The 26,404-nt window shown below is 66.5% G+C and carries 29 protein-coding genes and 1 tRNA gene; 15 read left to right on the top strand and 15 right to left on the bottom strand.

Annotation, left to right across the window (positions count from 1 at the left end; all coding sequences use genetic code 11):
• Window positions 1-268: 268 nt before the first annotated feature.
• Window positions 269-745: a DUF4254 domain-containing protein gene (locus ACT86A_RS12205; protein ID WP_445092187.1), complete on the bottom strand. Its 477-nt coding sequence runs from the start codon at window positions 743-745 to the stop codon at window positions 269-271.
• A gap of 744 nt (window positions 746-1,489) precedes the next feature.
• Here ACT86A_RS12205 and ACT86A_RS12210 point away from each other — a divergent pair.
• Together ACT86A_RS12210 and ACT86A_RS12215 are read left to right on the top strand one after the other, a co-directional pair.
• Window positions 1,490-2,374, top strand: a complete 885-nt coding sequence (locus ACT86A_RS12210) for a helix-turn-helix domain-containing protein (protein WP_445092188.1) — start codon at window positions 1,490-1,492, stop codon at window positions 2,372-2,374.
• Complete coding sequence (locus ACT86A_RS12215) at window positions 2,371-2,577, top strand: DUF397 domain-containing protein (RefSeq protein WP_445092189.1); 207 nt, start codon at window positions 2,371-2,373, stop codon at window positions 2,575-2,577. Before ACT86A_RS12210 ends, ACT86A_RS12215 begins: the two co-directional genes overlap by 4 nt.
• A 153-nt stretch (window positions 2,578-2,730) precedes the next feature.
• On the opposite strand, the gene ACT86A_RS12220 is transcribed toward ACT86A_RS12215, so the two are convergent.
• Window positions 2,731-3,234 (bottom strand): hypothetical protein, encoded by a 504-nt coding sequence (locus tag ACT86A_RS12220; RefSeq protein WP_445092190.1) that lies wholly within the window; start codon window positions 3,232-3,234, stop codon window positions 2,731-2,733.
• 662 nt (window positions 3,235-3,896) lie between these two features.
• On the opposite strand from ACT86A_RS12220, the gene ACT86A_RS12225 reads away from it, so the two are divergent.
• From ACT86A_RS12225 to ACT86A_RS12250, 6 genes are all read left to right on the top strand, one after another.
• Window positions 3,897-4,418, top strand: coding sequence for a DinB family protein (locus tag ACT86A_RS12225; protein ID WP_445092191.1), 522 nt, complete (start codon window positions 3,897-3,899; stop codon window positions 4,416-4,418).
• A gap of 351 nt (window positions 4,419-4,769) precedes the next feature.
• Window positions 4,770-5,099 carry a WXG100 family type VII secretion target gene (locus ACT86A_RS12230; protein ID WP_445092192.1) on the top strand — a complete coding sequence of 110 codons (330 nt, stop codon included), beginning with the start codon at window positions 4,770-4,772 and terminating at the stop codon, window positions 5,097-5,099.
• A gap of 60 nt (window positions 5,100-5,159) precedes the next feature.
• Window positions 5,160-5,438: a WXG100 family type VII secretion target gene (locus ACT86A_RS12235; RefSeq protein WP_445092193.1), complete on the top strand. Its 279-nt coding sequence runs from the start codon at window positions 5,160-5,162 to the stop codon at window positions 5,436-5,438.
• The gene (locus tag ACT86A_RS12240; RefSeq protein WP_445092194.1) at window positions 5,435-6,898 is read left to right on the top strand and encodes an ADP-ribosyltransferase; all 1,464 of its coding nucleotides are present in this window, start codon (window positions 5,435-5,437) and stop codon (window positions 6,896-6,898) included. The genes ACT86A_RS12235 and ACT86A_RS12240 overlap by 4 nt, the downstream gene beginning before the upstream one ends.
• Before the next feature lie 11 nt (window positions 6,899-6,909).
• A complete protein-coding gene (locus ACT86A_RS12245; protein ID WP_445092195.1) occupies window positions 6,910-7,146 on the top strand; it encodes a hypothetical protein in 237 nt (78 codons plus the stop codon).
• Window positions 7,147-7,220: 74 nt separating this feature from the next.
• On the top strand, window positions 7,221-7,472 hold the full coding sequence (locus tag ACT86A_RS12250; protein ID WP_445092196.1) for a hypothetical protein: 252 nt from the start codon (window positions 7,221-7,223) through the stop codon (window positions 7,470-7,472).
• Between the two features lie 100 nt (window positions 7,473-7,572).
• Here ACT86A_RS12250 and ACT86A_RS12255 read toward each other — a convergent pair whose 3' ends face one another.
• The 4 genes from ACT86A_RS12255 to ACT86A_RS12270 all read right to left on the bottom strand — a co-directional run bounded on the left by ACT86A_RS12255 (window position 7,573) and on the right by ACT86A_RS12270 (window position 9,036).
• Window positions 7,573-7,779, bottom strand: coding sequence for a hypothetical protein (locus ACT86A_RS12255; RefSeq protein ID WP_445092197.1), 207 nt, complete (start codon window positions 7,777-7,779; stop codon window positions 7,573-7,575).
• A 92-nt stretch (window positions 7,780-7,871) separates the two neighbouring features.
• A tRNA-Ser gene (locus ACT86A_RS12260) sits at window positions 7,872-7,959 on the bottom strand.
• Window positions 7,960-8,018: 59 nt separating this feature from the next.
• Window positions 8,019-8,453 carry a nucleoside deaminase gene (locus ACT86A_RS12265; protein WP_445092383.1) on the bottom strand — a complete coding sequence of 145 codons (435 nt, stop codon included), beginning with the start codon at window positions 8,451-8,453 and terminating at the stop codon, window positions 8,019-8,021.
• A gap of 43 nt (window positions 8,454-8,496) precedes the next feature.
• A complete protein-coding gene (locus tag ACT86A_RS12270) occupies window positions 8,497-9,036 on the bottom strand; it encodes a tRNA adenosine deaminase-associated protein (protein ID WP_445092198.1) in 540 nt (179 codons plus the stop codon).
• 58 nt (window positions 9,037-9,094) lie between these two features.
• Here ACT86A_RS12270 and ACT86A_RS12275 point away from each other — a divergent pair, with 58 nt between their 5' ends.
• Complete coding sequence (locus ACT86A_RS12275; RefSeq protein WP_445092199.1) at window positions 9,095-10,045, top strand: prephenate dehydrogenase; 951 nt, start codon at window positions 9,095-9,097, stop codon at window positions 10,043-10,045.
• 126 nt (window positions 10,046-10,171) lie between these two features.
• Here the strand turns inward: ACT86A_RS12275 and ACT86A_RS12280 are convergent, their stop codons facing one another.
• Window positions 10,172-10,558 carry a MerR family transcriptional regulator gene (locus ACT86A_RS12280; RefSeq protein WP_445092200.1) on the bottom strand — a complete coding sequence of 129 codons (387 nt, stop codon included), beginning with the start codon at window positions 10,556-10,558 and terminating at the stop codon, window positions 10,172-10,174.
• Window positions 10,559-10,605: 47 nt separating this feature from the next.
• Between ACT86A_RS12280 and ACT86A_RS12285 the strand changes: the two genes are divergently transcribed.
• Complete coding sequence (locus ACT86A_RS12285) at window positions 10,606-11,562, top strand: MBL fold metallo-hydrolase (protein ID WP_445092201.1); 957 nt, start codon at window positions 10,606-10,608, stop codon at window positions 11,560-11,562.
• Between the two features lie 267 nt (window positions 11,563-11,829).
• Here ACT86A_RS12285 and ACT86A_RS12290 read toward each other — a convergent pair whose 3' ends face one another.
• From ACT86A_RS12290 to ACT86A_RS12310, 5 genes are all read right to left on the bottom strand, one after another.
• Complete coding sequence (locus ACT86A_RS12290) at window positions 11,830-12,444, bottom strand: putative glycolipid-binding domain-containing protein (RefSeq protein WP_445092202.1); 615 nt, start codon at window positions 12,442-12,444, stop codon at window positions 11,830-11,832.
• A gap of 47 nt (window positions 12,445-12,491) precedes the next feature.
• Window positions 12,492-14,378, bottom strand: a complete 1,887-nt coding sequence (locus ACT86A_RS12295; protein ID WP_445092203.1) for an ABC transporter ATP-binding protein — start codon at window positions 14,376-14,378, stop codon at window positions 12,492-12,494.
• Complete coding sequence (locus tag ACT86A_RS12300) at window positions 14,375-16,177, bottom strand: ABC transporter ATP-binding protein (protein ID WP_445092204.1); 1,803 nt, start codon at window positions 16,175-16,177, stop codon at window positions 14,375-14,377. The genes ACT86A_RS12295 and ACT86A_RS12300 overlap by 4 nt, the downstream gene beginning before the upstream one ends.
• A 363-nt stretch (window positions 16,178-16,540) precedes the next feature.
• Window positions 16,541-18,469, bottom strand: a complete 1,929-nt coding sequence (gene fadD32 / locus ACT86A_RS12305) for a long-chain-fatty-acid--AMP ligase FadD32 (RefSeq protein WP_445092205.1) — start codon at window positions 18,467-18,469, stop codon at window positions 16,541-16,543.
• Window positions 18,470-18,576: 107 nt separating this feature from the next.
• Window positions 18,577-19,827: a KasA/KasB family beta-ketoacyl-ACP synthase gene (locus tag ACT86A_RS12310; RefSeq protein ID WP_445092206.1), complete on the bottom strand. Its 1,251-nt coding sequence runs from the start codon at window positions 19,825-19,827 to the stop codon at window positions 18,577-18,579.
• A 334-nt stretch (window positions 19,828-20,161) separates the two neighbouring features.
• Here ACT86A_RS12310 and ACT86A_RS12315 point away from each other — a divergent pair, with 334 nt between their 5' ends.
• The 5 genes from ACT86A_RS12315 (at window position 20,162) to ACT86A_RS12335 (ending at window position 23,988) form a co-directional block, all read left to right on the top strand.
• Entirely contained in the window at window positions 20,162-21,295 is a 1,134-nt protein-coding gene (locus ACT86A_RS12315; RefSeq protein ID WP_445092384.1) for a DNA cytosine methyltransferase, read from the top strand.
• Window positions 21,292-21,705 (top strand): very short patch repair endonuclease, encoded by a 414-nt coding sequence (locus tag ACT86A_RS12320; RefSeq protein ID WP_445092207.1) that lies wholly within the window; start codon window positions 21,292-21,294, stop codon window positions 21,703-21,705. Before ACT86A_RS12315 ends, ACT86A_RS12320 begins: the two co-directional genes overlap by 4 nt.
• A 63-nt stretch (window positions 21,706-21,768) precedes the next feature.
• The gene (locus tag ACT86A_RS12325) at window positions 21,769-22,467 is read left to right on the top strand and encodes a DUF998 domain-containing protein (RefSeq protein WP_445092208.1); all 699 of its coding nucleotides are present in this window, start codon (window positions 21,769-21,771) and stop codon (window positions 22,465-22,467) included.
• Between the two features lie 66 nt (window positions 22,468-22,533).
• Complete coding sequence (locus tag ACT86A_RS12330) at window positions 22,534-22,926, top strand: RidA family protein (RefSeq protein WP_445092209.1); 393 nt, start codon at window positions 22,534-22,536, stop codon at window positions 22,924-22,926.
• 336 nt (window positions 22,927-23,262) lie between these two features.
• The gene (locus tag ACT86A_RS12335; RefSeq protein ID WP_445092210.1) at window positions 23,263-23,988 is read left to right on the top strand and encodes a maleylpyruvate isomerase family mycothiol-dependent enzyme; all 726 of its coding nucleotides are present in this window, start codon (window positions 23,263-23,265) and stop codon (window positions 23,986-23,988) included.
• Between the two features lie 143 nt (window positions 23,989-24,131).
• Here the strand turns inward: ACT86A_RS12335 and ACT86A_RS12340 are convergent, their stop codons facing one another.
• From ACT86A_RS12340 to ACT86A_RS12350, 3 genes are all read right to left on the bottom strand, one after another.
• On the bottom strand, window positions 24,132-24,878 hold the full coding sequence (locus tag ACT86A_RS12340; protein WP_445092211.1) for an alpha/beta hydrolase family protein: 747 nt from the start codon (window positions 24,876-24,878) through the stop codon (window positions 24,132-24,134).
• 63 nt (window positions 24,879-24,941) lie between these two features.
• Entirely contained in the window at window positions 24,942-25,535 is a 594-nt protein-coding gene (locus ACT86A_RS12345) for an amidase family protein (RefSeq protein ID WP_445092212.1), read from the bottom strand.
• 400 nt (window positions 25,536-25,935) lie between these two features.
• Entirely contained in the window at window positions 25,936-26,367 is a 432-nt protein-coding gene (locus tag ACT86A_RS12350) for a nuclear transport factor 2 family protein (RefSeq protein ID WP_445092213.1), read from the bottom strand.
• Window positions 26,368-26,404 lie beyond the last annotated feature (37 nt).

A 26,404-nucleotide genomic window follows, 5' to 3' on the forward strand; every position in this document is an offset into this window, starting at 1 on the left:
GCCATCATCCTATGGTGCGGCAGAAATTCTGTACGTGCTGGCAAGTACCCGGCCGGTGCCGGGCGGAATTGAACCCACCACACACGACACCGTTGGACCACCATTTTCACGCGCGGACCCGAACGTGCGTTTCGACGCGGCCGTGCTCATCAGAGCCGCCACCATGCCCCCACTCCCACAGGCTCGCGGGGCCGATGACCGGCTACACCCGGCACAACCGCCCAGCTCGTGGGTAACCTCATCCAACGGAGAACATCCCGTCGAGGATTCATCGCATTGCCCCGGTCTCGTCGCTCGAATCTGCCGGGTAAGTGAAGTCCGGCAGTCGCCGGATGCCGGCGGATATCTCGAACGACAAATCGCTGTAGGCGAGCGCGAGTTCGGCGAGCCGCCGCCAAGCATAGTGGCGCTGAAATTCCGACGTGCCTTCTGCGAGTGCGCAGTGCGCGGCTACCGAGAATTCGGCGATCCGATCGATCACCATGCCGACGGTCTCGGTATGGCGATAGGCGGCCCCGAACTCCGGTGGCTTCTCCGCTGCCACCCAGCAATCGATGTCACGCACCAATCTCGCTTGTGCACAGTCGATCTCGTCGCTCGCATCCGCACTACTACGCGCCTCGTGCAGACTCGCCAGCTCATAGGCGGCTTGCAGGATCGGATGTGGGACAGCCACTGTGCCCGAGCATGCCTGCAACACCATGTCCTTCGAAGGAAGAGCCGTCTGCTTCATGTCGTCAGACATGCGCGACCGCCCGGCGTCTTCCTGGCCCACCGCACGAACGCACGGCGTCGACCACAACCAGCCCGGACGGGCGGAACCTGTCACGAGGGGTCGCTATCCAATGCCTGATAGCACCGGACGTAGCCGTAGGAGACGGCAACGCCACCGTTCCACCCTCCCGCACGACCGACACATCAAGGCGGAACAACTCCGCGAAAACCTTGGTGTCGTCAGGAACATCGGGCCGCACGAGAAAGCACCACCTGTTCGAGCGAGGATGCGCCAGGATCGGCCCGGCGGCGTCTCCGCAGCGCTGCATGACTTCCCGAACCGCCCGCCCCAACGGCGCGGGCATTGTCAGCGCCCACACATACGAGGTTCGCATGACGATCCGACCCAGCTCAGGCGGGTCGAGAACCGCAGGCAGATCGCACACCTGCCGGTAATAGTGGCACCGGGTCAACGGCGTGTCGCCAAACGCTATGTGGCCCATGAAAACCTCTACTCGAATCGAAGGTCTGGAGGGTGCTCCCGTCCCGCCAACCTCCCGGCACGCAGGGATAGGAACGAACTACGTTGAGAGACAGGCGGTTACACATCACAAAACGAGCGCACACACAGAACACACCCGGCCGATCACAGAAGGCAAGCCCGCCAAGGGTTTTCATGAGTATTTTTTCGAAAGCGCCATAGTGGTTGTCGCCGATGAATGAGACTTTTCCCATGACGACAGGACCCGGGCAGCGTGACGGGAACCGAGAGAACGTGACGGACCAGGACCACGACAACACCACCCTGCCGAGGCGCCAGCTCGGGCAGTACCTCAGAGAGGCGCGGTCGGCATCGAATCTGACGCTCGATCAGGTTGCGCCGATGATGCAGTGGTCCACGAGCAAGCTTCAGCGGGTGGAGAAGGGGCAGTCGCCCAAGGTTCGCGAACTCGATGTCGAAGCCCTGTGCCGCATTTACGACATCGACTCCGATCTCATGGCCGCTCTCAAGGGTTTGGCGGCGCAGGCATCGGTGAAGAGCTGGTGGCACGCGTTCGATGACCTGCTGCTCGGCAACTTCGAGCTGTATGTCGGGCTGGAATCGAGCGCGCAGCAATTGTCCTGCTACCGGCCTGACATTATCTCCGGTCTGTTCCAGACCCCGGACTATGCCAGAGCACTGGACCGAAATTTCTTTCCCGGCATCTCGGATGAGGAGCTGAATCGCCGGATCGAGCTGCGAACCAAACGACAAGCTCTCATCACCCGCAAGACCCAACCGGCAAAGGTCGACGTGATCTTCAATGAGGCATGCCTGAGGTATGTCGTCGGCGGACCATCGGTAATGTCGGCGCAGGCCACTCACTTGGCCAACCTCCCGGCCAGCGTCAGAGTGCGCATCCAACCGTTCACTGCCGGATTTCCGCTGGGAATCGCCCCTGGACCGTTTACTCTCCTGGACTTCGGGCAGGACGCGAAAGGACGGCCGAACGCGCCGAGCGTTGTCTACGTCGAGTCCTACGGTGGAGATATGTATCTCGAACGCGTGAAGGACCTCGACAGGTATCGTCAGGCGTTCGAGACCATCCAGCAAACGACACTGGATGTCGCCAGCAGCAAGGCCCTGCTCCGCAGGGTGGCAAGGGAGTATGCAGCGTGAACGTTGATCTGTCCGGGGCCAAGTGGTTCAAGAGCAGCCGCAGTGGTGGGGGCAAGGATTGCGTTGAGGTCGCCTTCCTCGACGGCGGGCACGTCGGCGTCCGCGACTCGAAGAACCCCACCGGCCCGGCGCTGGTGTTCACCCCCGGCGAATGGGACGCCTTCGTCGCGGGTGCGTGCGAGGGCGAGTTCGACCGCTCGTAACGCAAGCAACAGGAAGTCCGTCGTCTCGACGGAGGTCGGCGGGGCTTCGTGTTGTCAGGGCTGTATGCGGCATCGGGCCTGATCGAGTCAGATCATTGAGCTCGACCAGCTACCTGAGCATCCGGATAGCTACAGAGTCGTGAAACGTGGTGTCTATGGACGCCCGGTCACAGTCCGCCCATCACGGGTGTGCACCCCAATCACAGGTTTGTCGGCCCAACGCCCCTGTACCAAGGTAAACGCCAGTCCAGACTCACCGATCGGCGACGTAGACGACTCCAACGTCGAAGTCAGCGAAACCGCGACCGCGTCCAGCGCAGCGATACCGGTCACCGAATGCCAACCAACCGGGTCCGATTCCTGCTCGCCCGCAGGCCAATGGAACCACTTCCGCGACTGCTCGCACAGCGGTTGATGCCCAGTGACGGCCTCCCGCTGCCGATCCCGACGCGGTGTACCGCAGACGAAATTCGGCGCGACCCATTCACCATCGCGGTACTCCACGTGCACCGTGAACCGCTTGTCGCCGCTTTCCAGAACAACCGCCACCATGCCAGCGCGCACAGCGGCGGCCACTGGGGTGAGACCAGGATCGAAGTCGCTGACCCTCCGGGTTGCAATCTCGACGGCAGGATGCTGCAAAAGCTCTGCGTCCACCGCGCTACTCCCTCTCGCTGAGTTCGTTGGTTCGAGTACGTCGCTTCCACCGGAAGTGTGCATGGTTGCCCCGACACGGTTGTGTGATGGCGCAGACGATTCACCGACCGTGCTCGATTCCCCGGCTCGATCCTGGCTGTGCGAACAGCCTCGCTCAACCCGCGCGGCATGGCCCGGTGGCCTCGGCACGTGAGTCAGCCGCCGCACGCTCCACACTGGCAGCGGCGGCCGCCGCGAGGGAGCGCACCTGTTCGGTGCCGGATTCGCATTCGATATCCGCTACACATGGTTTCAGAACCGGGTGCCTCCCGAACCCTCTGTGGCGACCGGCCCTAACTTGCGATAGGGTTCGAGCAACGACTGCACGCGAAGCAACAGACCAGCGTCATCGTGCACGCCGCGCCGCGCAGATCTTGCGATTCGAGGCAGACAACTGCGCATTCAGCGAGCGGCTCGCCCGAGATCAGCGGCACAGTTGATGAACTCACCGAATTCCGGCCCCGGTCCCGAATCGCCGCCCAGCTCCGCTGCGTGCCGCATCCTTACACCCCGCCTCTCACTTACTCAGCAGAAGGTCACCGGACCGTCCTGAATGGAGTAAAAAAATGAAATCACAAGTACAACAGGCAGATTCGACCCCACCCAACAGACTCGAGCAGACCATGACATGGTCGATACCACAGGTCACCACCGGTACTGAACGCCAATTGCTCGAGAGCGCGCTCGACCGCAACCGAGCGGAATTGGTCAACACGGTGCGCGGTCTGTCCGACGCAGACGCCCGCCGCCGCCTCGTCACGTCGATGACCACCCCGATCGGATTGCTCAAACACGCCGCAGTCGCCGAACGGATCTGGTTCCAGCGCGTCCTGGCGGGCCTGCCCGCGAGCGAATGCGACGGCGCCACGATCGCGGGCGACGCCAGTTTCGTCGTCGACGACAACGAGACCCTGGCCGAGGTGATCGCCGAATTCGAGCGCGCCAGCGAACGTTCCCGCACGATCGCCGCCGACTTCGACCCCGACGACATCACCACACACCCCCGCCTCGGCGACGTCAACCTGCGATTCATCTACCTGCTCCTGAGCGAGGACTTCGCACGTCACGCCGGCCACGGCGACATCCTGCGCGAACAGATCAAGAATCCCGCCCCGCCGAGCACCGACGTCCCAGAACAGCCCTAGTCGATGATCTACGCCACATCATCCAGCAGAAAAGCAAAACACATTCCGACGCAGCTCAATCACCACACGTCCCCATCTGCATACGCCGATTCGGCGCGCTGAGTCCTCGCCGATCTCGTAGGTGTCGCGGCGGTGTCCCAGCCCGCCCAGCACCCTACGAGTGCGAGCACGCCAAGGGCGGGTTTCCATCTGCGGCCGCCTCGTCGGTCGCCCGCCGCGCAGGAAGCGTGAGATTTGCTGGGCTGACCGCGATTTGATGGAACCGAGTCGGGCTGTTGCCCGTCCCATCTGATAGGCAGTCATCACACGAACCATGCGGGGGACCACGAGGGGGAGGAAAGGAGAGAGCGAGTGAGCGAGAACTCACCGGCCGCGACGACGTTTGCTCTGGTGCCCGAGCACGTCTCAGATGCCGGGCGCTATGTGCAACAGACCGCGGCCAGCCTGACCGACGGATTGCGCGCGGCCAGCGCCGAGGTCGACGGGCTCACGTCCAGCTGGCGCGGCCAGGCGGCCACCGCCTACGCCGCCGCATGGGACGAGACACACACCGCCGCAATCAGCGTGTGGGAAGCGTTGGCCGACATGGCCGAACTGCTCGGTGTGGTCGTAGACCGTGCCACCACCACCGACACCGCGGCCGCGAACACCTACAGCTCACTGAGCCTGCCGCCGATCTGACATCCCGCGCCCGAACCCGAAGGGGACGTTATTACCGAGTACCGCGTCGATCTTGCCCACTTGGAGGCCGTCACCGCCCGGATCGAAGGGCTGAACGGGTTCGTGGACGAATCGCTGGACGAAATCGAAAAACGCATCGCCGCCCTGCACACGAGTTGGAGCGGGGAGGCGGCCGCCGCCCACGCTGCGGCACATCTGGAATGGACCACCGCGGCCGGGAAGATCCGTGACGGCCTGGCGAAGATGCGCGCCGCGGCCACCGCCGCCCGCCAGCAGTACGAGTCGGCATCCGCGGCCAATCTCTCGATGCTCGGCCGCGGCACCGGGGCCGCCGGATGACCGTCATCGACGTGTCGGTGCCGACCTACTACGACACCGCCGCCAAACTGGCTACCGCCGCAGCCGATTTCTGGGCCGCCGTCGATGCCGAATGGCCCGCCATGGCGCAGGCAACGAACATGGCCGGATCTTACAGCGACGCCAAGAAATGGGGCGAATCCTACGACAATCGGGCCGCCGAAATCCTGCGCCTGGTGTCCAAACTCGCCAACGCCGCCCACGGGTACGCCGTCATCCTTCAGCAGGTCGGCTACAACCACGAATGCGCGGAGTTCGCCGCCACTATCGGCACCGGGCCATTGCCCACCCGCCCAGCCGCGCCGCTACCGCCTGTGATCGTGTGCCGAATCCCGCTGCCCTCGGCGGGCGGCCCCGGCAACGGCCTGGTCGACAGCGGCATCGGCCTTGCCGAGATGATCGGCATCATCGTGCCCGACGGCAACGCCACCACAATCAGCAACGCGGGCAACACCTGGGAACGCACCGCCCGCGCCGCCGCGGTGGCCGGATTCCCCGCTGCCCTGCAGTCGGCCGCCACCGCCCTGGAGTCGATCACCGCGCCCGAAAGCGCGTTCGTCGACGAGGACCTGCGCGCACTCAAAGCAGCCGCCGACGCGGCTATCACAGCCATGACGGACCTGGCCGCGTCCTGCCGCGCCCACCGCCAGGCGCTGGATGAACTGCGTGACAACCTCCGGATGCAGCTCGAGGCAATCCGGGATGCGTTGTTGACCGAACTGGCGATCAATGCCGCGATCTCGCTTGCCTCATCGTGGATCACTTTCGGTGTGTCCGCGGCTGTCGGTCTGGCCGGTGCCGCCGCAATCTGCGCGCGCTACGCCCGCCCGATCCGGCTCATGATTGAACAATGGCAGAACGAACGCCGGATCGCCGCAGGAGTGAAGCTGGATGCCGATATCCAGCGGCATGTGCGGGAAGTCGAACGGCTGGAGGACCTGACACCGGGCGGGCGCCTGCGGCCGAAGGCCGACCCGGCCGCCGCGTCACTGCTCAACGATGCCGACCGAGCCGCACTATGGGAATACACCGGCCCCGGCGGCTCGGAATCTCTCAACTATGTGTTACGCCACGGCGGAATCAATCGGGCGCAAGAATTGCGGGTAACCGACCTCAACGCAGCACTCGACAAACTGCCCGACTATCAGGGCCTGGTGACCAGACGCGCCGACCTCACTCCCGAAGACCTGGCCCGGTACCAGCCCGGCCACACGGTCACCGAAGCTGGCTTCACCTCCAGTTCCCGCGCCCCGGAAGCGGCGTTCGACCGCCAAGTGGAATTCAGGATAGTTTCCGAACACGGCAAGTCCATCGAGCAATTCGCACGGAAACCCGAAGAACTCGAGGTTTTGTTCAAATCCGGAACCGAGTTCAATGTGTTGAATCGGTACCCGGACCCGGAGACCGGGCGCATCATTATTGAAATGGCCGAGGAAATCTAGGAGCCCCAACGATGGCCGAAATATACAAGGGACGACGGTTCTCGACTCGCGAAGAGGACGGAAAGCCGCCACTGACACAGGAACAACTGGACCGCTACGCGACTATGTTCGCCGAGTTCGAGGAACGCCGCAACGCAGTCCCCCCGGAGAAGCGCATCCATTTGTCCTCACGGTTCGGTGACGACGATTTCAATGACGACGCATTCAACCCGGACGGCTCGCGAAAGGAGCCGCACGAGCACGAATGACGACCGGTTCCCAGGACCGGACGGCCGCGAAATCATCCAAATGGCCGAGATTCCTACTGATAGGAGACGAGACAATGCCGGAAAGAATTGGCGGGAAAACATTCTACGCTCCCGGAGAAATACCCGACAACACCACCACCGAGAAACTGGCGGAAATCAAAGCGTCCTTCGCCACATTCAACGCGCGCCGCGACGCCGTACCACCTGAGCAACGGATTCATTTGCGCGACCGATTCGGCGACGAAGACAAATTAGGCACCGACCAGGAAGCCGAATACCTGGCCGACATCGAGGACCGGAAGAAACGCGGTGAATACTGGGGATGACCCTTCCCTGAAAACGACAGCGGCCCCAGAACCGAGATGGTTCCGGGGCCGCTGCCGATATGGCCGGGGGTGGTAGGCGCTCAACTCTTGGGCAGTTCGATCACCTGGCCACTACCATGCGGTCGGCCGCGAGACGGGCGGCGGCCTCGTGCCAGGCCGTGATGCAGTCGCGGTGAATCTTCGACTCGGCGTTGCGTTCGCCGTCGCTTTCCACCTTTGCGGCCACGGCATCGGGGCGCCGGACAGGAGACCGGGACCGCACACCGGCGCGGCGGCCGAGTGCGTTGCTGGGCAGCAATCCTGGCATCAGTGCGGCCTGTGCGAGACGCGCCCGGATCGGCCGATGTGTTCTGTGGGAAGAAAAGCCCCTCACCTGGCGATTCAGGTGAGGGGCGTAAGCGGTGGCGGAGGGATTTGAACCCTCGGAGGGGGGTTACCCCTCACACGCTTTCGAGGCGTGCTCCTTAGGCCGCTCGGACACGCCACCGCCGACAACCATACCGGACCGTCGCCGGATCGCTAAATCGCCAGGTGACCTGGCGATGTTCAACGCTGGGCGCGGAAGAATTCGTCGAGTAACGCCGCGCATTCCGCCTCGAGCACGCCGCCGCGCACCTGCGGCCGGTGGTTGAGCCGGCGATCGCGAACCACGTCCCACAGTGAGCCGACAGCGCCGGTCTTCGGCTCCCAGGCGCCGAAGATCAACCGGCCGACCCGCGCGAGTACCAGCGCGCCCGCGCACATGGTGCAGGGCTCCAGCGTGACGGCGAGGGTGGCATCCTCCAGCCGCCATCCGTCGCCGTGCACCGCGGCCGCGCGGCGCAGCGCCAGGATCTCCGCGTGCGCGGTGGGGTCACCGAGCGCTTCCCTGGCATTCGCCGCGCGCGCGAGTTCCCTTCCGGTGGAATCGAAGACAACCGCGCCCACGGGTACGTCCCGCTCCCCCGCCGCGGCTGCGGCGTCGAGTGCGACGCGCATCATGTCGGCGTCCGAGGGAAACGGGTCGTCCGGCAGGACTCGCACGTCAGCGCGGCAGCTTGTCCAGCACCGCCGAGAATTCACCGGCGAAGCCGAGCCGCTGGGCGATCATGCCGAGCTGCTCGTCCGGGTAGAGGTCGGTCTCGGCGAGGATGACACTCAGCACCGGTTCGGGCAGGCCGAGATCGGCGAGCACACCGAGGTCGCCCTCCTCCCACGGCTCGATGTCGTCGAGTTCGTCCGGGTCGATATCGGGGATGTCGATGTTCAATGCCTCCAGGACGTCCGCGGCGATGTCGTAATCGATCGCGGCCGTCGCGTCCGACACCAACATCCGGGTGCCGCTCGGCGCGGGCCGCAGCACGATGAAGAACTCGTCGTCGATGTCGAGCAAGCCGAACACCGCTCCCGAGCTGCGCAAAGCCTTGAGCTCGCTTTCCGCGGCGGACAAATCGGTGAGCGCTGCCTGGCTCAGTGGGCTGCATCGCCACTTGCCTTCTTCGCGGACGACCGCCACTGCGAACCCTTCCACGTCGTCGTAATCATCCGACGCCGCCCTGTTCGTGCCCGAGCGCTGTGCTGCCATGGCCGCAACGGTAGTCTGCTCGAGCTGAAATGTTGAAGTCGTATGCCAATCTGGTCCGGTGACTTCGGCGAAGAAAGCACCCATATGCGTCCTCGGGACGGGCCTGATCGGTGGGTCATTGCTGCGTGCGGCTGCAGCCGAGGGCTATGACGGCTGGGGATACAACCGCTCCGCGGCGGGTGCGCAGGCCGCACGCGACGACGGATTCGACGTCACCGAAGACCTCACCGCCGCGCTGCAGCGGGCTGCCGACAGCGACGCGCTGATCGTGATCGCGGTGCCGATGCCGGCGGTGGAGCATATGCTCGCCGCGGTCGCCACCTTCGCGCCACACTGCGTGCTCACCGATGTGGTGAGTGTGAAGGGTCCGGTCGTGGACGCGGTGCGGGCGCATGGTCTCGGCGACCGGTACGTCGGTGGTCATCCGATGGCGGGCACCGCCGAATCCGGGTGGGCGGCCACCGATCCTGGATTGTTCCGCGACGCGGTGTGGGCGGTCGGCGTGGACGACGGCACGCACGCCGAACCCTGGAGCCGCGTGGTGCGGCTGGCTCTCGATTGCGGGGCGGTGGTCGTCCCGGTCGTGGCCGCAGCGCACGATCGCGCCGTGGCCCGCATCTCACATCTTCCGCATGTGCTGGCCGAGGCGTTGGCGACGGCCGGTGCCGCGGGCGGCGCGCTCGCGCTGGGTCTCGCCGCCGGATCGTTCCGCGACGGCACCCGGGTCGCGGGCACCGCCCCCGATCTGGTTCGCGCGATCTGCGAGCCGAATGCCGCGGCGCTGCTGGAAGTGCTGGACGAAACGCTCAGGGTGCTCGCAGCGGCACGCGACAGCCTGCGCGCGGAGCAATCCCTCACTGATCTGGCCGAGGCGGGACACGACGCCCGGAAACGCTACGAATCGGCGACCCGCTGGGAAATCACCGGCGTCCGGCCAGGTGACCACAACTGGCTGGAAGATTTGCGGGCGGCCGGGGAACGCGGCGGCGTCCTCACCCGGCTCGGCTGAACCGCGAGATGGCCCCCTGGATCAGCCCCGCGACCACTACGGCGGCATAACTTGCGCGCGGCCGGCGGCACCCTTACACGGCGCTGAACGGCGCGATCGACCTCCCGATCGCCGCGGAAATCGCGGTCATGACCGGCGGCTGAACTCCGAGCATTCGGGGCAGTCGGCGATCACGGGGTGGCTACAGGTGGTGAGGTGGGCCAGGAAGCCCTCGGTAGCTTCGAGCAGGGTCATGCGGGCACGGATCTCGGCGCGTTTGGCCTCGATGAGGGCGGCGCGGGCGTCGCAGGTGCTGGTACCCAAGTCGCGGATCTGTTCGAGGGAAAGGCCGGTGCGTTGGAGGATGCGGATCAGGCGGGCGATGTCGAGGGTTTGCTGGTTGTAGGTGCGGTGGCCGGAGGGGGTGCGGGGTGGGTGGAGTAGGCCGACGGATTCCCAATGGCGCAGGACGTGGGCCTCGATACCGAGGATCGCCGCAGCGTCGCCGATGCGTAGGTCCGATACGGTGGTCACGATCGCCTCCTTGACTTCATGTCGACATCAAGTATTAGCGTGCCTCCATGTCAGAACCAGTTCGCAGTCCGAGTGTGTTCGAATGCTGTGCCGCCGCGACGGGTCTGGTGCGCGGGATGGTGCGGCCGCGCAAGCCGGACGAGCGTTTCCTGCGGTCGATCGCCGATGCGGGGCTGCCCGCCGCGCAGCGCACGGTCAAGATCACGACCCTGGAACAGGTGCCGCGTACGGTGCCGACGCCCATGATCGTGGAGGGACGGTTCGATCCGAGGCAGATTCGCAATTCACTTACCTCGTTCGTCGTTCAGCACCCGGAGGCCACCTTTCTGGTGGATCCGAGCTTCTGCCTCGACGCCGAGCACCGGGCCATCGCGCAGCTTCCCTCGATCCTGCGGGTAGCGGTCCAGCCACCCGCCGACACCATCCCGACGATCACCGCCTTGCAGAGCGAACCTCAGCTTCCCGCACCGGGTTTCGCACTGCCCACACACACGCACTGGGATCATGTCTGCGGCCTGCTCGACTTCCCCGGCCTGCCGGTTCACCTGCACAGCGACGAACACCGCTGGATCACCGGCGGGGCGGTCGCTCCGGTCGGCGGCGTGCGCGATTCTCTGCGCGACCGCCCGCTCGAGCAGTTCGACCTCGACGGACCACCGGTGCTCACCTTCACCCGCAGCCGCGACCTGTTCGGCGACGGCAGTGTGGTGCTTGTCGATCTGGCCGGCCATACCCCGGGCAGCATCGGGATCCTGTGCCACACCGAAAGCGGCTGGGTGCTGCTTGCAGGCGACGCCGCCTGGCATTACCTGCAAATCGACGATATTCGCCAGAAGTCCAGCTACCCGGGCCTTTTCGCCGACGTGGACCGCGACGCCACCTTCAAGACGCTGCACCGGCTGCACCTGGCCCGCCGCACGGTGACCATTGTCCCGACCCACGATCACGACGCGAGCAGCAGGTTCACTACCAACCGGATCGATCCCGCACAGGCGCTACCGTGAACTGATGCAGATCACTGTCCGCTCGGCACTTGTGAATGTTCGAAGTCGCCTGGATTGGTGATCTGGCGTTTCCGGGGTGAGCGCAGAAGAATGCGGGCATCGGGCCTGTGCGAACCCGTGTGTCGTTCTGCCGCAACGGAATAAGGCGCAGTCAGGCCGAATCGAACCTGATGTCGTGTCAGCCTGCCGGGACGGGGTAGCACGAGCGGTGGAGACTCTCATGAGACCCGGAGGCGCGTCTCACCCCGGCTCGACTGAACGGCGCGGTCAGATGCGCTCGGCCAAGCCCGGGTAGTCCAGCAGGAAGCCGTCGGCATCGACCGTGACGGTCGCGCTGGAGACCGGGGACAGCACGCTGATGCCGTCGGCCGCGCTGCTGTAGACCAGCGTGGCCTCTTGCACAAGGAGGTCGGGCAGGCGGACGTAGACCACCGGCACCTGCACGTCCTCGACCGCGTGCTGGAGGTCGTAGCGACGAATCGGCAGGGTGTTGAAGAACGGGCTGAGCACCACGTCCACGTCGAGCGCGCCGCCGAAGGTGGAGCGCACGTGGTGGCCGCCCGCGTCGACGAGCCAATAGTTCTCTTCGTCGCGCGCGATCGAGGCTTGCCGCTCCCCGGCGGCCGTCGTCGTGCGCAGCGAGAGCCGCTTCGTCGCGCCGTTCTCGTCGGTGACCAGGTCATAGGAGGCACTGAACGCGGGATGTTCCGCGCACCCGCCGCCGATCATGCGCCCTGCGGCGCGGATGCGGTTGCCGTTGAGCGTCACCCGCACCGACTCCATCCGCGACGCGTCATGAGCGCGCCACGTGAGGATCGCCGGCCACCGGGATTCCGGCGGGTCCCCGGCGCGGCTCTCGGGGTCGGAGGCTTGGGTCGTCACGTATCTACCGTAAGCGACGTTCAGTCCGTACTCGCATACCTCGCCCATCACACGAGCGACTCCAGCCACGCAGCGTGCAGGTCGGCGAAACGGCCGGTGCCCGCGATCAGGGCGCCAGGGGCGCCGTCCTCGACGATCCGGCCCGATTCGAGCACCAGCACCCGGTCCGCGATCGCCACCGTGGACAACCGATGGGCGATGATCACCGCTGTGCGACCGCGCAGCACGCTCTCCAGCGCCCGCTGCACCAGCCGCTCGCTCGGGATGTCCAGGCTCGAGGTGGCCTCGTCCAGCACGATCACGGCGGGATCGGCCAGGAACACCCGCGCGAACGCGACCAGCTGCCGCTGCCCCGCCGAGAGCCGTCCGCCACGCTTGCGCACGTCGGTGGCGAAGCCGTGGGGCAGCGCCTGCACGAAGTCGTACAGACCGACCGATCGCGCCGCGGCGAATACCTCCGCGTCGGTGGCCTCGGGCCTGCCGAGCCGGATGTTGTCGGCCACCGAGCCGGAGAACAGATAGGACTCCTGTGTGACCATCACCACGTTGCGTCGCAGATCGGCATCCGACAGGTCGCGCAGGTCTACGCCGTCCAGGGTGACCGCGCCGCCCGAGGGGTCGTAGAACCGGGTCAGCAGCTTGGCCAGCGTCGACTTACCCGCGCCGGTAGAGCCCACCAGCGCGATCACCTGCCCGGCGGGGATGTCCAGGGTGAACTCGGGCAACACAGGTCGCGAATCCGCGGTGGTATCGGACCGGTAGCCGAACCACACCTCGTCCATCCGCACCGCGCCCGACGCCTTGCCCAGCGCCTGCGGCTGCGCGGGCTCCGGCACCGACGGTTCCTCCTCCAGCACACCCGAGATCTTCTCCAGCGCGGCCGCCGCGGACTGATAGGCGTTGAATACCTGGGCGAGTTCGTCCAGCGGACCGTAGAACTCGTTGAGATACAGCAGGTAGGCCGCCAGCACGCCGACCGCGAGATCGCCCTCGATCACCCGCCACGCACCGACCACGATGACGGTCACCGTGGTCAGGTTGCCGAGCAGTTTGGTCAGTCCGGCGTAGTCGCCCATTCCGCGCATCGCCGCAGTGGTTGCCTGCCGGAATTCGGCGTCCTGGATCGCCAGCACCGACTCGTTGCGCTGCTCGCGGCGAAATGCCTGCACCGCCCGCATGCCACCCATCGACTCGACGAACTGGACCACCACCTTGGCGATCGCGCCACGGGTGCGGCGGTAGCCTGCCCGCTGTCTGCGCTGCGCCCACCGCGTGACCAGCACCAGCGGCACGAAGCCGGCCAGCACTATCGCGGCCAGGACGTGGTCCAGATAGACCAGCAACGCCGCGATGGTCAGCACCGAGAGGATCGCGCTCAGCGCCTGATTGAGGGCGCTCTCCAGCAGTTCCTGCAGGGTCTCGATGTCGCCGGTGAGCCGGGCGACCGCCTTGCCCGAGGTGTACTGCTCGTGGAAGGCGACGCTGAGGCGCTGCATATGCGTGAACGAGCGCACCCGCAGGTCGAACAGCACGCTCTGGCTGAGCCTGCCGGAAACCCGCAGGAACGAGAAGGTCGTGAGCACACCGAGGAGCACCGAGCCGAGGTACCCGGCCGCGGTCCAGGCGAGCGGCGCCCAGTCACCGGCCACGCCCCGCGCGATACCGGTATCCAACCCGTGCGCGACGAACAGCGGAGCCGACACCATGGCGGCGTTGTCCACCACGATGAGCACCAGCGCGAGCGCGGCCGGCCTGCGGTAGGGCCGCAACAGGTCGAGCAGCAGTCGCCGGGATCGACCGGCCAGCACCAGGTTTCCGGTTTCGGTGATCTCCTTGTCCTCGTTCGCGATGCCGCGCCAATCGGCTGCCTCGTCCTCGTGGCCGGAAACATCCTGCACTGCTTCGTCTTTCGACATGGCCGTCTCGACGCTCATCGCTGCGCACCGCCCATCAGTTCTCGGTATCTCCTGCTGGTCCGCAGTAGCTGGTCGTGGGTTCCGACGGCCTCGATCCGGCCGTCGGCGAGCAACGCCACCCGATCGGCCAGTGCCGCCGTAGACGGACGATGCGCCACCAGCAGCGTGGTCGCGTCGGCCAGCACGGCGCGCAACCGCGCCTGCACCCGTTCCTCGGTTTCCACGTCGAGCGCGGACAGCGGGTCGTCGAGCGCCATGATCCGGCTGCGCGCCCCGGTGAGCACCGCACGGGCCAGCGCGAGTCGTTGGCGCTGCCCGCCGGACAGGCTCAGACCCTGCTCACCGATTCTGGTGTCCAGGCCCCACGGCAGGTTGTCCACGAACTCCGCGGCCTGGGCGACCTCGAGCGCGCGGCGCACCTCGGCGTCGGTGGCGGACGGATCGCCGAGCGCGACGTTCTCCCGCACGCTCGCGGAGAACAGCACCGGGTCCTCGAACGCCACCGACACCAGCGATCGCAAGTCGGCGACCCGCATCGCCGCGATGTCGATGCCGTCGATGGTGATCGCGCCACCGGTCACGTCGTACAGGCGCGGAATCAGGTTGAGCAGGGCCGTCTTTCCGCTGCCCGTCGCGCCGACCAGTGCCACCGTCTCACCGGGACGCACCTTCAGCGACACATCCCGCAGCACCGGATTTTCGGCGTCGGGAAAGGCGAAACACACTCCCGTCAAACGCAGTTCGCCGACGATGCGCTCTGGCAGGTCCACCGGGTCGACCGGGTCGGTGATGTCGATCGGGGTGTCGATGATCTCCCAGTAGCGGTCGGCCGCGGTGCGGGCATCGTTCAGCTCGGCCAGCAGGAAGCCGGTCCAAATGATCGGCCACTGCAGGAAAGTCGCCAGTGTGATGCCCGCGACCAGCGTGCCGAGCGTCATCGCGCCGTGCGCCACCGAGTAGCCGCCGTAGCCGAGCGCGAACGCGATCGCCAGCTTCGGCAGGCTCACCATGGCCGACCACAGCGTCGCGTCCAATCGCACTTTCAGCAGCTCGGTCTTTTGCAGCTCGCGCGCCTGAGCGGTGAACCGGCCGCCGAAGAACACGCCACGACCGAATGCCTTCAGTACCCGCACGCCCTGCGCGGACTCCTCGGCCGTGGTGGCCAAGTCGCCGGCCTGGTCCTGGGCCCGCCGCGAAGCCACCGAGTACCGGCGCTCGAAGCGAACGCAGATGCCCACCAGCGGGATCGATACGATCGCGAAGATCAGGCCGATCTGCCAGCTCAGCGCGACCAGCGCGATGAACCCGATCGGGATGGTCAGGGTGTGGACGAGCAGGAACGGGCCCGCGAAGGATACGAACCGCCGCATGGTGGACAGGTCGTCCACCGCACGCGAGAGCAGCTGACCCGACTCCCACGCGTCGTGTCTGCCGATCGACAGCGTTTGCAACTTGCGGAAGATCGTGGCCCGCAAGGTGATTTCGAACCGCGTGGCGGGCGCGGCGATCAGCCAGCGACGTCCCCACACCGCGCCCGCCTCCACCAGACCGAGCACCACGACGACAGCCACCGGCCCGAGCGCGCCCGCGAGATCGCGGTGCGCGACCGGACCGTCGATGATCCGCGCGATCATCAGTGGAATCACGACGGCCGTCAGGCTCGCGAGCAGCGCGAGACCACTCGCGGTGAGCAGGATCCCGAGCTGCGGACGCAGGTACGGCCAGAACCGGCGCAGCGACCCTCCGCGCCTGGCCGCGGGCCGCGGTGATCTGTCGGCCTCCGGTTCGGCCGACGAAATATCCACTGCGACAGACAAAGCTCCCCCTCGAGGTAGGTGATTCGCGGCGCGGAGCGGGCCCCTCGGTGATGTTCGCATCGAGGTCCGATATTTCAGGGTCGCACCGGAGCGAGCATCGACCAACCGATTTTTCGGCCATCCCCGTTCAGCCATTCCCATTCGGCCATTCCACTGCCTGCGACCGCCGAGCCGACAAGCCGACAACCTCGAGTGACCTCGAGGTCAAGGCATCGGGACCTGGACTGGATGGCGTGCTGATCGTCGCCGGATACCTGCGCGTCACCGATCGCGACCACTGCCTCGACAACCGCCGCGAGGTGGTGACGCCGGCCCGCACTCGACCCGGCGGAAGCTACGGCCGGACGCCGTCCGGCTGCGCCGCTATCCGACGACCGCCCTCTCGGACTCCCAATCTCGGTGCGCGTCCGGGAATGCCTGCTGCTGGTGACCGCCGCGCAGCGTGCCCTCCAGGTAGGCCGCCCGGCAGGCGCGGCGGGCGATCTTGCCGCTGGACGTGCGCGGAATCGAGCCCGCGGGCACCAACAGCACGTCGCGTACCGTCACGCCGTGTCGCCGCGCGATCGCGGCGCGCACAGTGTCGGCGACCGGTTCGGGCTCGAGCTTGCCCGCGCCGGCATTGCGTTCCGCGACGATCACGAGTTGCTCGGAAGTGTCCTCGGGGTCGAACGTCAGTCCGGAATGACTGTCCTGGTCGAAGACCAGCGCGGGCAGTTCGTTGGCCGCCACCGAGAACGCCGCGACGAATCCGGGGCGCAATACCTGGCTCGATTCCTGGGCGGAGAACTCCAGATCCTGCGGGTAGTGGTTACGTCCGTCCACGATGACCAGGTCCTTGACCCGGCCGGTGATGTACAGCTCGCCGTCGAGGTAAGCGCCGAAATCGCCGGTGCGCATCCAGTTGGCGTCCGGCGGCGCGCCTTGCGCGTGACTGCCGTCGGCCAGCCGAGCCGCCAGCTTCGCACGGAATACGGACTCGGTCTCCTCGGGACGCCCCCAGTATCCGATGCCCATGTTCTCGCCGTGCAGCCAGATCTCGCCGACCGCACCGTCGACTCGCTCGGTGCCATGCTCCGGATCGACGATCACCGCCCACTGCGACAGCGCCACATACCCGCAGGACACCTGGGCGATGGCATTGTCGGCATCCGGCGCGACCTCGATCATCCGCCCGGCGTTCAATTCGGCGCGGTCGACGTGGACGACTTTCGCCTGGTCCTCGGCCCTGGTCGCCGACACGAACAGCGTCGCCTCGGCCATGCCGTAACACGGTTTGATCGCCGTCTGCGGCAATCCGTAGGGCGCGAAAGCCTCGTTGAACTTCTTCATCGAGGACACCGAGACCGGCTCGCTGCCGTTGATCAACCCGATCACATTGGACAGGTCCAATTCTTCGCCCGGCTTCGGCTTGCCACGCACCGCCGCGTGCTCGAACGCGAAATTGGGTGCGGCGGAAAAGGTTCCGGCACCATCGGAGGCCGCGGCCAACTCTTTGATCCAGCGATACGGGCGGCGCACGAACGCGCTCGGCGACATGATCGTGATGAACCCGCCGCCGATGGTCGGCAGGATCACGGACAGCAGGCCCATGTCGTGGAACAGCGGCAACCAGGTGACCCCACGCGAATTCTCGGTGACGCCGATGGCGTCGATCATCTGCAACAGGTTCGTGCCCACCGCCCGGTGGGTGACCTCCACACCCGCGGGCGTCCGGGTCGACCCCGAGGTGTACTGCAAGTAGGCCACGCTGTCGATATTGATATCCGGCCGCGTCCACGACGCGCCGACGCCGTCCGGGATCGCTTCCACCGCGATGATGCGCGGGCGCCGCGACGCGGGGAGATGGCGAAAGAATTTCCGCACCCCGCCGGCCGCGGAACCGGCGGTGAGGATCGCCGCAGGCGCACAGTCACCCAGTACCGCGTGCAGCCGATCGGTGTGGCCCTGCTCCTCCGGATCGAACAGCGGGACCGCGATATTGCCCGCGTACACCGCGGCGAAAAGCGAAACGACATAGTCGAGCCCTTGCGGAGCGAGGATCGCTACCCGGTCGCCCGGACACGTCACCTGCTGCAACCGAGCCGCCACCGCACGAAGCCGCACACCGAACTGGCGCCAGGTGAGTTCGAGGTACTCACCGTCGCGTTCGCGCGAGTAATCGATGTAGCGGTAGGCGAGGTCCTCGCCGTTCTCCGCGCAGTGCTTGTCGACGAAGTCGATCAGGGTCTTGTTCCCCCTGATTTTGATATTGCCCTGATCGTCCAGATAGTCGTCGAAGGTTTCGTCGATCATCGCCTTATCCTTTTCCAACACACCAGCATGCAAGCCGTGCAATGACACCGAACACAGGTCGATAACGAAGCGTCGGGAAGGCTAGCAGGAATTCCGCCCGCCTGCGGTCAGTATCGGCCGAAGGCCAGCGCGACGTTGTGCCCGCCGAAGCCGAACGAGTTGTTCACGGCGTAATCGATACGGCCGGGCCTAGATTGGCCGCGGACGACATCCAGATCGATCTCGGGGTCCTGATTGTCCAGGTTCAGTGTGGCCGGCACGATGCCGTCGCGCAGGCTCAGCACGGTGATCACCGATTCGAGCGCGCCAACCGCTCCGATGGAGTGGCCGAGCGCCGACTTCGGCGCGTAGACCGACGGGTGAGTGCCGATGGCCTTGTTGATCGCGCGGGCCTCTGCCGTATCGCCCACCGGCGTGCCCGTCGCGTGCGCGTTGACGTGCGTGATGTCGTTTCTGGTCAGACCCGCCGTCTGCAGCGACCGCGTCATCGCGCGCGCCGCGCCGCAGCCCTCGGGATCGGGCGCGACGAGATGGAAGCCGTCGGAGGTGATGCCGGCGCCGAGCAGGCGTGCGTGGATGGTCGCGCCGCGCGCCTTGGCATGCGCTTCGGTCTCCAGCACCAGCATCGCGCCCGCCTCGCCGAAGACGAAGCCGTCGCGATCGGCGTCGAACGGTCGCGACGCGCGCTTGGGTGCGTCATTGCGGGTGCTCATGGCTCGCATCATCGTGAACGCCGCGACCGCGATGGCCTGGATCGAGCCCTCCACCCCGCCGGTGACCACCATGTCGGCGTCACCCATCACGATCATCTTCCAGGCGTTCGCAATCGCCTCCGACCCCGATGAGCAGGCCGACACCGTCGTCGCCACACCGGCTCGCGCGCCGAGTTCCAGCGCGACGCACGCCGCGGACCCGTTCGGCATCGCCGCCTGCACGGAATACGGCGAAACCTTCCGGTAGCCGCCGTTGTTCAGTTTGTCCCGCGCGTCGATGATCGCCTCGGCGCCGCCGAGCCCGGTGCCGATGGACACGCCGAGACGGTACTTGTCGACCTCCGGGCTCCCCGCGTTGCACCACACCTCGCGAGCGAGCACGATAGCCATCTGCTCCACGTAGGCCAGTCCGCGCGTCTCGCCTTTGGCCAGGCACCGGGCAGGCTCGACCTTCAGATGACCGCCGATGCGCACCGGCAGCTCGAACTGGTCGATGAAGCCGTCCTCCAGCAGTTCGATGCCGCTCTCGCCATTGAGCAGACCCTTCCACGTGGAGTCCACGTCACCGGCAATGGATGTGGTCGCCGCGAGGCTGGTGACCACAACGGGCGGGAACTGTCCGTTTCTGGTGGAAGAAATCTGCATTTTCGCTCACTTTCCCTAGCGTCGCTCTGGAACGGCATCGAGCAAAAGCGCCGCGCGAGCGCGCCACCAGGATCGTGGGCGGCCCGCGCGGATGGCACTGGAGCGCAGGCGGAACGACCGATCACCACGACATCGCGCGACCGGTCCTGTGATTATTGAAAACATCGAACCGATAGCACTGCGTGACACGCGGACCGTATCAGGTGCTCGGGACGTCGGTCGCCGGTTCGCCGATCACCTCGGACGACTCGAGTACCCTGCTCCCGGGCACAGGATGCGCGCGGGAGCGTCCGGTGTGGACGCGAGAAAGGGAAGGTCGTTGACGGGCGCGCGGATGGTCGGGCTGTTCGCCGGAATCGGTGGACTCGAGCTCGGTCTCGGCAGGCACGGCTGGCACACCGAACTGCTGTGCGAGATCGAGCCCGGCGCCCAGGGCGTGCTCGCGGCCCGCTTCCCGGACGTGCCGCTGCATTCCGACATCACCCGGCTGCGCGCGATCCCGGCGGGCACCGAACTGGTCGCGGCGGGATTCCCGTGCCAGGACCTCTCCCAGGCCGGCCGCACCGCAGGCATCACCGGCACCCGCTCGGGTCTGGTCGACGAGGTGTTCCGGCTGGTGCGCCGCAAACGCGGTCCGCGCTGGCTGCTGATCGAGAACGTGCCGTTCATGCTGCAACTCGGCCGCGGCGCGGCGATGCGGCACATCACGAGCGCGCTCGACGACCTCGGTTACACCTGGGCCTACCGGGTAGTCGACGCGCGCGCGTTCGGATTGCCGCAGCGGCGGCAACGTGTGCTGATGCTGGCCTCGCGCACCGAGGACCCGCGCCGAGTGCTGTTCGGTGAGGACGCCGGACCGCGTACGGTCGGCGATCCCACGCACGATCCGTGCGGCTTCTACTGGACCGAGGGAGTGCGCGGGCTGGGCTGGGCAGTGAACGCGGTGCCGACGCTGAAGGGTGGATCGGCGCTCGGTATCGCGAGCCCGCCCGCGGTCCGGCTGCCCTCCGGCGAGATCGTCACGCCCGGCATCACCGACGCCGAACGCCTGCAGGGTTTCGACCCCGGCTGGACCGCGCCCACCACCGACGTGCCCGGTGTGCGGAAGGGGCATCGCTGGAAGCTGGTCGGCAACGCGGTGAGCGTGCGGATGGCGGCCTGGGTCGGCTCTCGGCTGGCGACACCGATGGACCTGATCCCCCACGATCAGCCGCTCGCGCCCGGCGCGCCGTGGCCGGTCGCGGCGTGGGGGCACGCCGGCACAGCCTTCAGGGTGCCGGTGTCGACCTGGCCGGTGCACGAGCCATACGAGGACCTGAGCCATTTCCTCACCGGCGCGCAACTGCTCTCCGCCCGCGCCACCGCGGGGTTCCTGCGCCGGACGAGCATGGGCAGCCTGCGTTTTCCATCCGGTTTCCTCGCCGACGTCGAAAGCCATCTCGAACGGATGGGCGGCTGGGCAGCATGACACGACGCCCCGGTACCGACGCGGCCACCAGCGCGCGAATGGCCCGCCAGCGGCGCACCGGAACCGATCCGGAACTCGCGCTGCGCCGGGAACTGCACCGGCGCGGTCTGCGCTTTTTCGTTGATCGACCCCCGATCCGCGGCCAGCGCCGACGCGCCGACCTGGTGTTTCCCCGCCGACGGGTTGCGGTCTACGTCGACGGCTGTTTCTGGCACCGCTGTCCACAGCACGCCACCGACCCGAAGAACAATGCCGAATGGTGGGCCGCCAAGCTGGCCGGAAACGTGGCAAGGGACCGCGCCACCGACGCGACGCTGGCCGCGGCGGGCTGGCGAGTCGTCCGTATCTGGGAGCACGAGGACGTGGTGACCGCGGCCGATCGCGTCCAGGATGCGCTTGCGTCCGGGTAGCCGGAAAGACGTGCGCGACCGGGCCTGGCTCCCGGCACGGACAGCAGGCAGCACAATGAGGTCGTGACGCGTGGCCCGAAGATCACCTACCGACGCCTGCGACCGGCATCGGTGATGATCGCGCTGGCCATCGCGCTCGCGGCAGTCTGCTATTCGTCCTGGGTCCTGCAATTCGTGCTGAAAATCGACCTCGACCCGGTCAATTCCTTCCTCAGCGAACTGGACGCGGAGGGCAAGCCGTACCGGCAGGTGTTCGCGACCGCCGACGCGATCACCGGCGCGGCTCTGATGTCGGCCACGATCGCGGGGTTCCTGCTGTTCCGGCGCCGCAGGCTCACCACGATCGGCTGGGTGGCCTTGTTCTGCTTCGGTGCGTCGACCATCGCCGACGTCCTGCTGCCGTTGCACGATTGCGCTCCTGGCGCGGCCGGGTGCGGTGGGCCCAGCGAACTGTTCCCTCAGCTACATCAGCCGCACGCGCTGACCAGCACGCTGGCGGTCACCTCGGTCGCCGTCGCGGCCTTCGCGTTCAGCCTCGCCGCGTTCCGTTACCGGCGCTGGTGGATACTGCGCGAATTCGGCATGGTCGCGCTGGCGATCGGGTCGGCGGCGACAGTATGGCTGCTGGTTGCCGACAACCTGCCCGGGAACTACGCCCTCGGGATCGCCCAGCGCATCCAGGTCGGCGCGATGTCACTGTGGTTGCTCGCGTTGGCCGCCGCGGTGATCATCGAGGCCAGGGAGTGGACCGATCCGGGCTGATCTCGGCCGCGACGCAGGCCCGTGCTGATTTCGGCCGCGACGCGGGCCCGTGCGATGCTGTCGCGCATGAGTGATCGCGTGAACATCTCCTCGGGTTCGGAGTTCGAAGACATCGTCGGCTACTCGCGGGCAGTCCGGCTCGGCAATGTCATCGCGGTCAGCGGGACCACCGCGTCAGCACCGGGCGGCACCGCCATCGGCGGCGACGACATCGGTGAGCAGACCAGAGAAACCCTGCGCCGTATCGGTTCCGCGTTGACGGATGCGGGCGCGAGCCTGGCCGACGTCGTACGCACCCGCATCTTCCTCACCGACATCGCGCGCTGGCCCGAGGTCGCCAAAGCGCACGCCGAAGTATTCGGTGCGATCCGCCCCGCGACGGCCCTGTATGAGATCAAAGCGCTGATCTCCCCAGCGCTGCTGGTGGAGATCGAGGCCGACGCGATCGTCGCCGAGTAGAAGGTCCGGCCCGGCACCACCGGCGAGGCGTTCCCGGTACCGCTGGCGGGGCATTCCCGGTACCACCGGCGAAGCGTCGGACCCGGTGTTCCGTCGAGATCGGCCGATCTCATCGCGCCCGCCGGTGACCGATTCGAGTGACCGTCCTCAGCACGCTGCGCGGCCTCGTGCAGCACAGTTCCCGGCCTGGGCTCCTGATGTCTGTCGAAGAACAGCGGGATGGCATCGGGAGACACTGCCAGTTGGAGTTCAGTGACGGCTGGCCCAGACCTGCTTGCTGTGCGCCCCTGCCCATCGAGACGGCGCGCCGGGCTTGCTGTAGCTAGGGTCGAGACCGTGACAACGGCACCTTCGCAGACCCCCGTGCAGCTCGACACCGTCGCCGAGGCGACCGCACGCCTGCTCGACACTATCCGCAGCCTCGAGCCAGGCGCGGTCGCCGAGCCGTCCCTATTGCCCGGCTGGACCCGCGGTCACGTGCTCGCCCACTTGGCCCGCAACGCGGACAGCCTGGTCAACCTGCTGTTGTGGGCCCACACCGGCACCGAGATCCCCCAGTACGCCAGCCCTTTCCTGCGCGACCACGACATCGAGGCAGGCGCGCCCCGGCCGCTCGCCGAGCAACTCGTCGACAACGAGACCGCCGCGGCACGCTGGCTGGGCCTGGCGCGTTCACTGACCGATGCCGCCTGGCAGACGCAAGTACGGACCCGCCAGGGCCACTCGATCTCCGCGACAAAGGTCCCCTGGATGCGTTTGCAAGAGGTCGAAATTCACCATGTCGACCTGAACGCGGGCTATCAACCGTCCGACTGGCCCGCCTCATTCGTCGCCCGCATCCTTCCCTCGGCGGCTGACGACCTGACCCGCCGCACCGCTGACAGCCCCCTGGAACCCTTCACCCTCCAGTCCACCGACACCGACTTCACCACCACCATCGGTCCCTCCCCCGCCACTCGAACCATCTCCGGCCCGGCCCACTCCCTGGCCACCTGGCTCATCGGCCGCAGCCCCGGCTCCGACCTGACCGGCGATCTCCCCACCCTCCCGGCGTGGAAGTGAAACCGAAACGCGGAACGCCGCCTGCGGCAACGCGATGCCGCAGGCGCCGCCGTGCCGGGTAGCCGCCGACCACCCCTAGAGCGCTGCTCTCAGTCGAGAAATGGCGGAGAAGTGCACCGCGTGAACAGTGACCGGTCCGAGGCTCACTGGTTCGAGCGCAGCTGCTGCACGGGACGCACTCCCTCGAGCCATTCGTTGATTGCTGCCCACACGGGATAGTCCGGTTCTATTACTTGGAAGTGGTCTGCTTCAGGCGCTTCGATGTAGTCGACGCGGTCTCCTGCGGTACGCGCCCGTTCCACGTATCGGCGGCTTTGGTCCACGGGCACGCGGGTGTCGCGGGTCCCGTGCACCACGAGGTGGGGGCGGCCGAGCGGGAGGAGTTCCGTCGGTGAGCACTCGGCGTGGAGGGGCTTCGCGTGTTCGAGCGCGACACCGAGGAAGACATCGGTGGCGCCCTCTCCCAGTCCATCTCGCTGGCACCATTCGAGGTCTGTGATCGGCGCGAGCGCTACTGCCGCGTCCACGAGCCCGGCCTTGGCGGCCAGCAGCGCGAGGTGTCCTCCGGCTGAGTGGCCGATGGCCACGGTCGGCTTTCCGTTCGGCACCGGGGCCCGTTTCTCGAGCGCGAGCGAGACGTCGTCGAAGGTTCGCGGCCACCCGCCGTCATCGCCGGGCTGTCCCTCGGTGCGCCGGAACTCGACATTGCCGACTCGCCATCCCTGCGCCGCCAGGACTTGGCAGAGGTCATCCATGAGGTGCAGATCGAATCGGGAGCGCCACCATCCGCCGTGCAGCATCGCGATGGTGCCGCGTATGTGCGGTCCGCTGGCGGGGTGGATCTCGGTGAAGTTGCTGGGGTAGGGACCGTATCGGAAGATCTCGGGCACGCTTACCACGCTCCGCTGCGCACTGCGCGGATTGCGGACCCACCCGTGGCGCCGATAGACGATCTACTTCCGAGGCTCGGCAACACGCACACCCTCCAGACCTGCGAGCACTTCCTGAAGGGAACCACCACCGTCGCCATGGAACGCGATCGGGACGATACCGGACGCCACCGCGGTCGCCGCGCCACCACCCGAACCCCCAGCCGAACGCGACGTATCACGCGCGTTCAGCGTCTCCCCGAACAACGAGCTCACCGTGTTCCACCGGAAGAACCCCTCCGGTATGGCGGTCTTCCCGACGATAATCGCCCCCGCCTCACGAAGACGGACAACGAGCTCGTCATCCGCCTTCGAGACCGTCACCTCCTCGAGTGCCGGCACCCCCAGCGGCTGTGAACTGCCCTCGACCGCATAGATCTCCGACACCGTGATCGGAACTCCATCCAGCGGCAGCGAAGAACGATCCCCGGCATCCCGGTCGGCTTCATCCGCCTCCCGCAGCGCCCGCTCATCAAAGCGATAGATGACCCCGTTCACCACCGGGTTCACCAGGTCACACCGGGAAAGGCTGGCCTCGACCGCCTCCCGGCGAGAAAGCCGCTTCTCGCGGTACGCCTGCTTGAGCTGAGCCGCGGACAATTCATACACTTCTGTCATTTCAACCCTGCTCTGCGGCTACCCGAACACCGGCGGATCCGAAAAGGCCAGTGACGTATGCCCTATTCGTTTCTGTCGTTCAATGTATGACACATGAATCGGCCCGTCAACGATCTTCTCCGTGGCAAGGGCGGCATCGACGCGATCATCTAGGCCTCATGCTGGCACTGGCTTTCCGGTTGAGCCAGTACACCTTTCGCGCGACCGGCTCGCCCGCCATGTGCCGCCGGAACGTCCCCCCGCGAGATCGGATCGGAAAGCATCCGAGGAGTTGGTTGCCCGCAGATACCCTCTTGGCGCTACGGGTGGCGACGGATTCGATGCTGTCAGCCACATTGATCGAGCCGCGAAGGGGGTCTCTGCTCACATGAACAAGGAGGGCACCATCGTCGACCGGGCGCTATAGCTGCCCAGCCTCGAAGAGTGCGTAGGACTCCTGGTTGTCCTGCGCGAACGTTGTGCTGTAGTACTCCTCGGTCACCGTGATCTTGCCCTCGGCATTGATCTTCAGCCACACAGTGCCGTGCATAACGAAGTCTTTCCCCGTGGCCGGCATGGCAGCGAGGTCTCGGGCGAAGGTTCCGGTGGCGACCCAGGTCATCAGCGCGCCGTCGTCGGTCTCTCGGACTTCGCGGGGCGTCATTCTGAAGTCCGTGATCGAGTTGTGCCAGATGGCGCTGTGCTCAGCGATCGCGTCACGTCCCGACCTCCCGAAACGGAAAGCGTGATCGATGTACACGCCATCCTCGGTGTACTGAGCCGCGAATTCTTCTGGAGTGGCATTTCCCCAAGCATCCGCCCACGCGCGAATGACTTCTTCATAGTTGGCCATGTCGGTTCATCTCCGGATCAAGAATTTTCTATCGTTC

The sequence above is a fragment of the Nocardia glycosmidis genome (genome assembly GCF_052545115.1).

What these genes read in the sequence shown, in the direction of transcription:
- ACT86A_RS12205 (WP_445092187.1), bottom strand. Translation starts at nt 745, where the DNA reads ATGTCTGACGACATGAAGCAGACGGCTCTTCCTTCGAAGGACATGGTG.
- ACT86A_RS12225 (WP_445092191.1), top strand. Translation starts at nt 3,897, where the DNA reads ATGACATGGTCGATACCACAGGTCACCACCGGTACTGAACGCCAATTG.
- ACT86A_RS12240 (WP_445092194.1), top strand. Translation starts at nt 5,435, where the DNA reads ATGACCGTCATCGACGTGTCGGTGCCGACCTACTACGACACCGCCGCC.
- ACT86A_RS12245 (WP_445092195.1), top strand. Translation starts at nt 6,910, where the DNA reads ATGGCCGAAATATACAAGGGACGACGGTTCTCGACTCGCGAAGAGGAC.
- ACT86A_RS12250 (WP_445092196.1), top strand. Translation starts at nt 7,221, where the DNA reads ATGCCGGAAAGAATTGGCGGGAAAACATTCTACGCTCCCGGAGAAATA.
- ACT86A_RS12255 (WP_445092197.1), bottom strand. Translation starts at nt 7,779, where the DNA reads ATGCCAGGATTGCTGCCCAGCAACGCACTCGGCCGCCGCGCCGGTGTG.
- ACT86A_RS12265 (WP_445092383.1), bottom strand. Translation starts at nt 8,453, where the DNA reads ATGATGCGCGTCGCACTCGACGCCGCAGCCGCGGCGGGGGAGCGGGAC.
- ACT86A_RS12270 (WP_445092198.1), bottom strand. Translation starts at nt 9,036, where the DNA reads ATGGCAGCACAGCGCTCGGGCACGAACAGGGCGGCGTCGGATGATTAC.
- ACT86A_RS12285 (WP_445092201.1), top strand. Translation starts at nt 10,606, where the DNA reads ATGTCAGAACCAGTTCGCAGTCCGAGTGTGTTCGAATGCTGTGCCGCC.
- ACT86A_RS12295 (WP_445092203.1), bottom strand. Translation starts at nt 14,378, where the DNA reads ATGAGCGTCGAGACGGCCATGTCGAAAGACGAAGCAGTGCAGGATGTT.
- fadD32 (WP_445092205.1), bottom strand. Translation starts at nt 18,469, where the DNA reads ATGATCGACGAAACCTTCGACGACTATCTGGACGATCAGGGCAATATC.
- ACT86A_RS12310 (WP_445092206.1), bottom strand. Translation starts at nt 19,827, where the DNA reads ATGCAGATTTCTTCCACCAGAAACGGACAGTTCCCGCCCGTTGTGGTC.
- ACT86A_RS12315 (WP_445092384.1), top strand. Translation starts at nt 20,162, where the DNA reads ATGGTCGGGCTGTTCGCCGGAATCGGTGGACTCGAGCTCGGTCTCGGC.
- ACT86A_RS12320 (WP_445092207.1), top strand. Translation starts at nt 21,292, where the DNA reads ATGACACGACGCCCCGGTACCGACGCGGCCACCAGCGCGCGAATGGCC.
- ACT86A_RS12330 (WP_445092209.1), top strand. Translation starts at nt 22,534, where the DNA reads ATGAGTGATCGCGTGAACATCTCCTCGGGTTCGGAGTTCGAAGACATC.
- ACT86A_RS12345 (WP_445092212.1), bottom strand. Translation starts at nt 25,535, where the DNA reads ATGACAGAAGTGTATGAATTGTCCGCGGCTCAGCTCAAGCAGGCGTAC.
- ACT86A_RS12350 (WP_445092213.1), bottom strand. Translation starts at nt 26,367, where the DNA reads ATGGCCAACTATGAAGAAGTCATTCGCGCGTGGGCGGATGCTTGGGGA.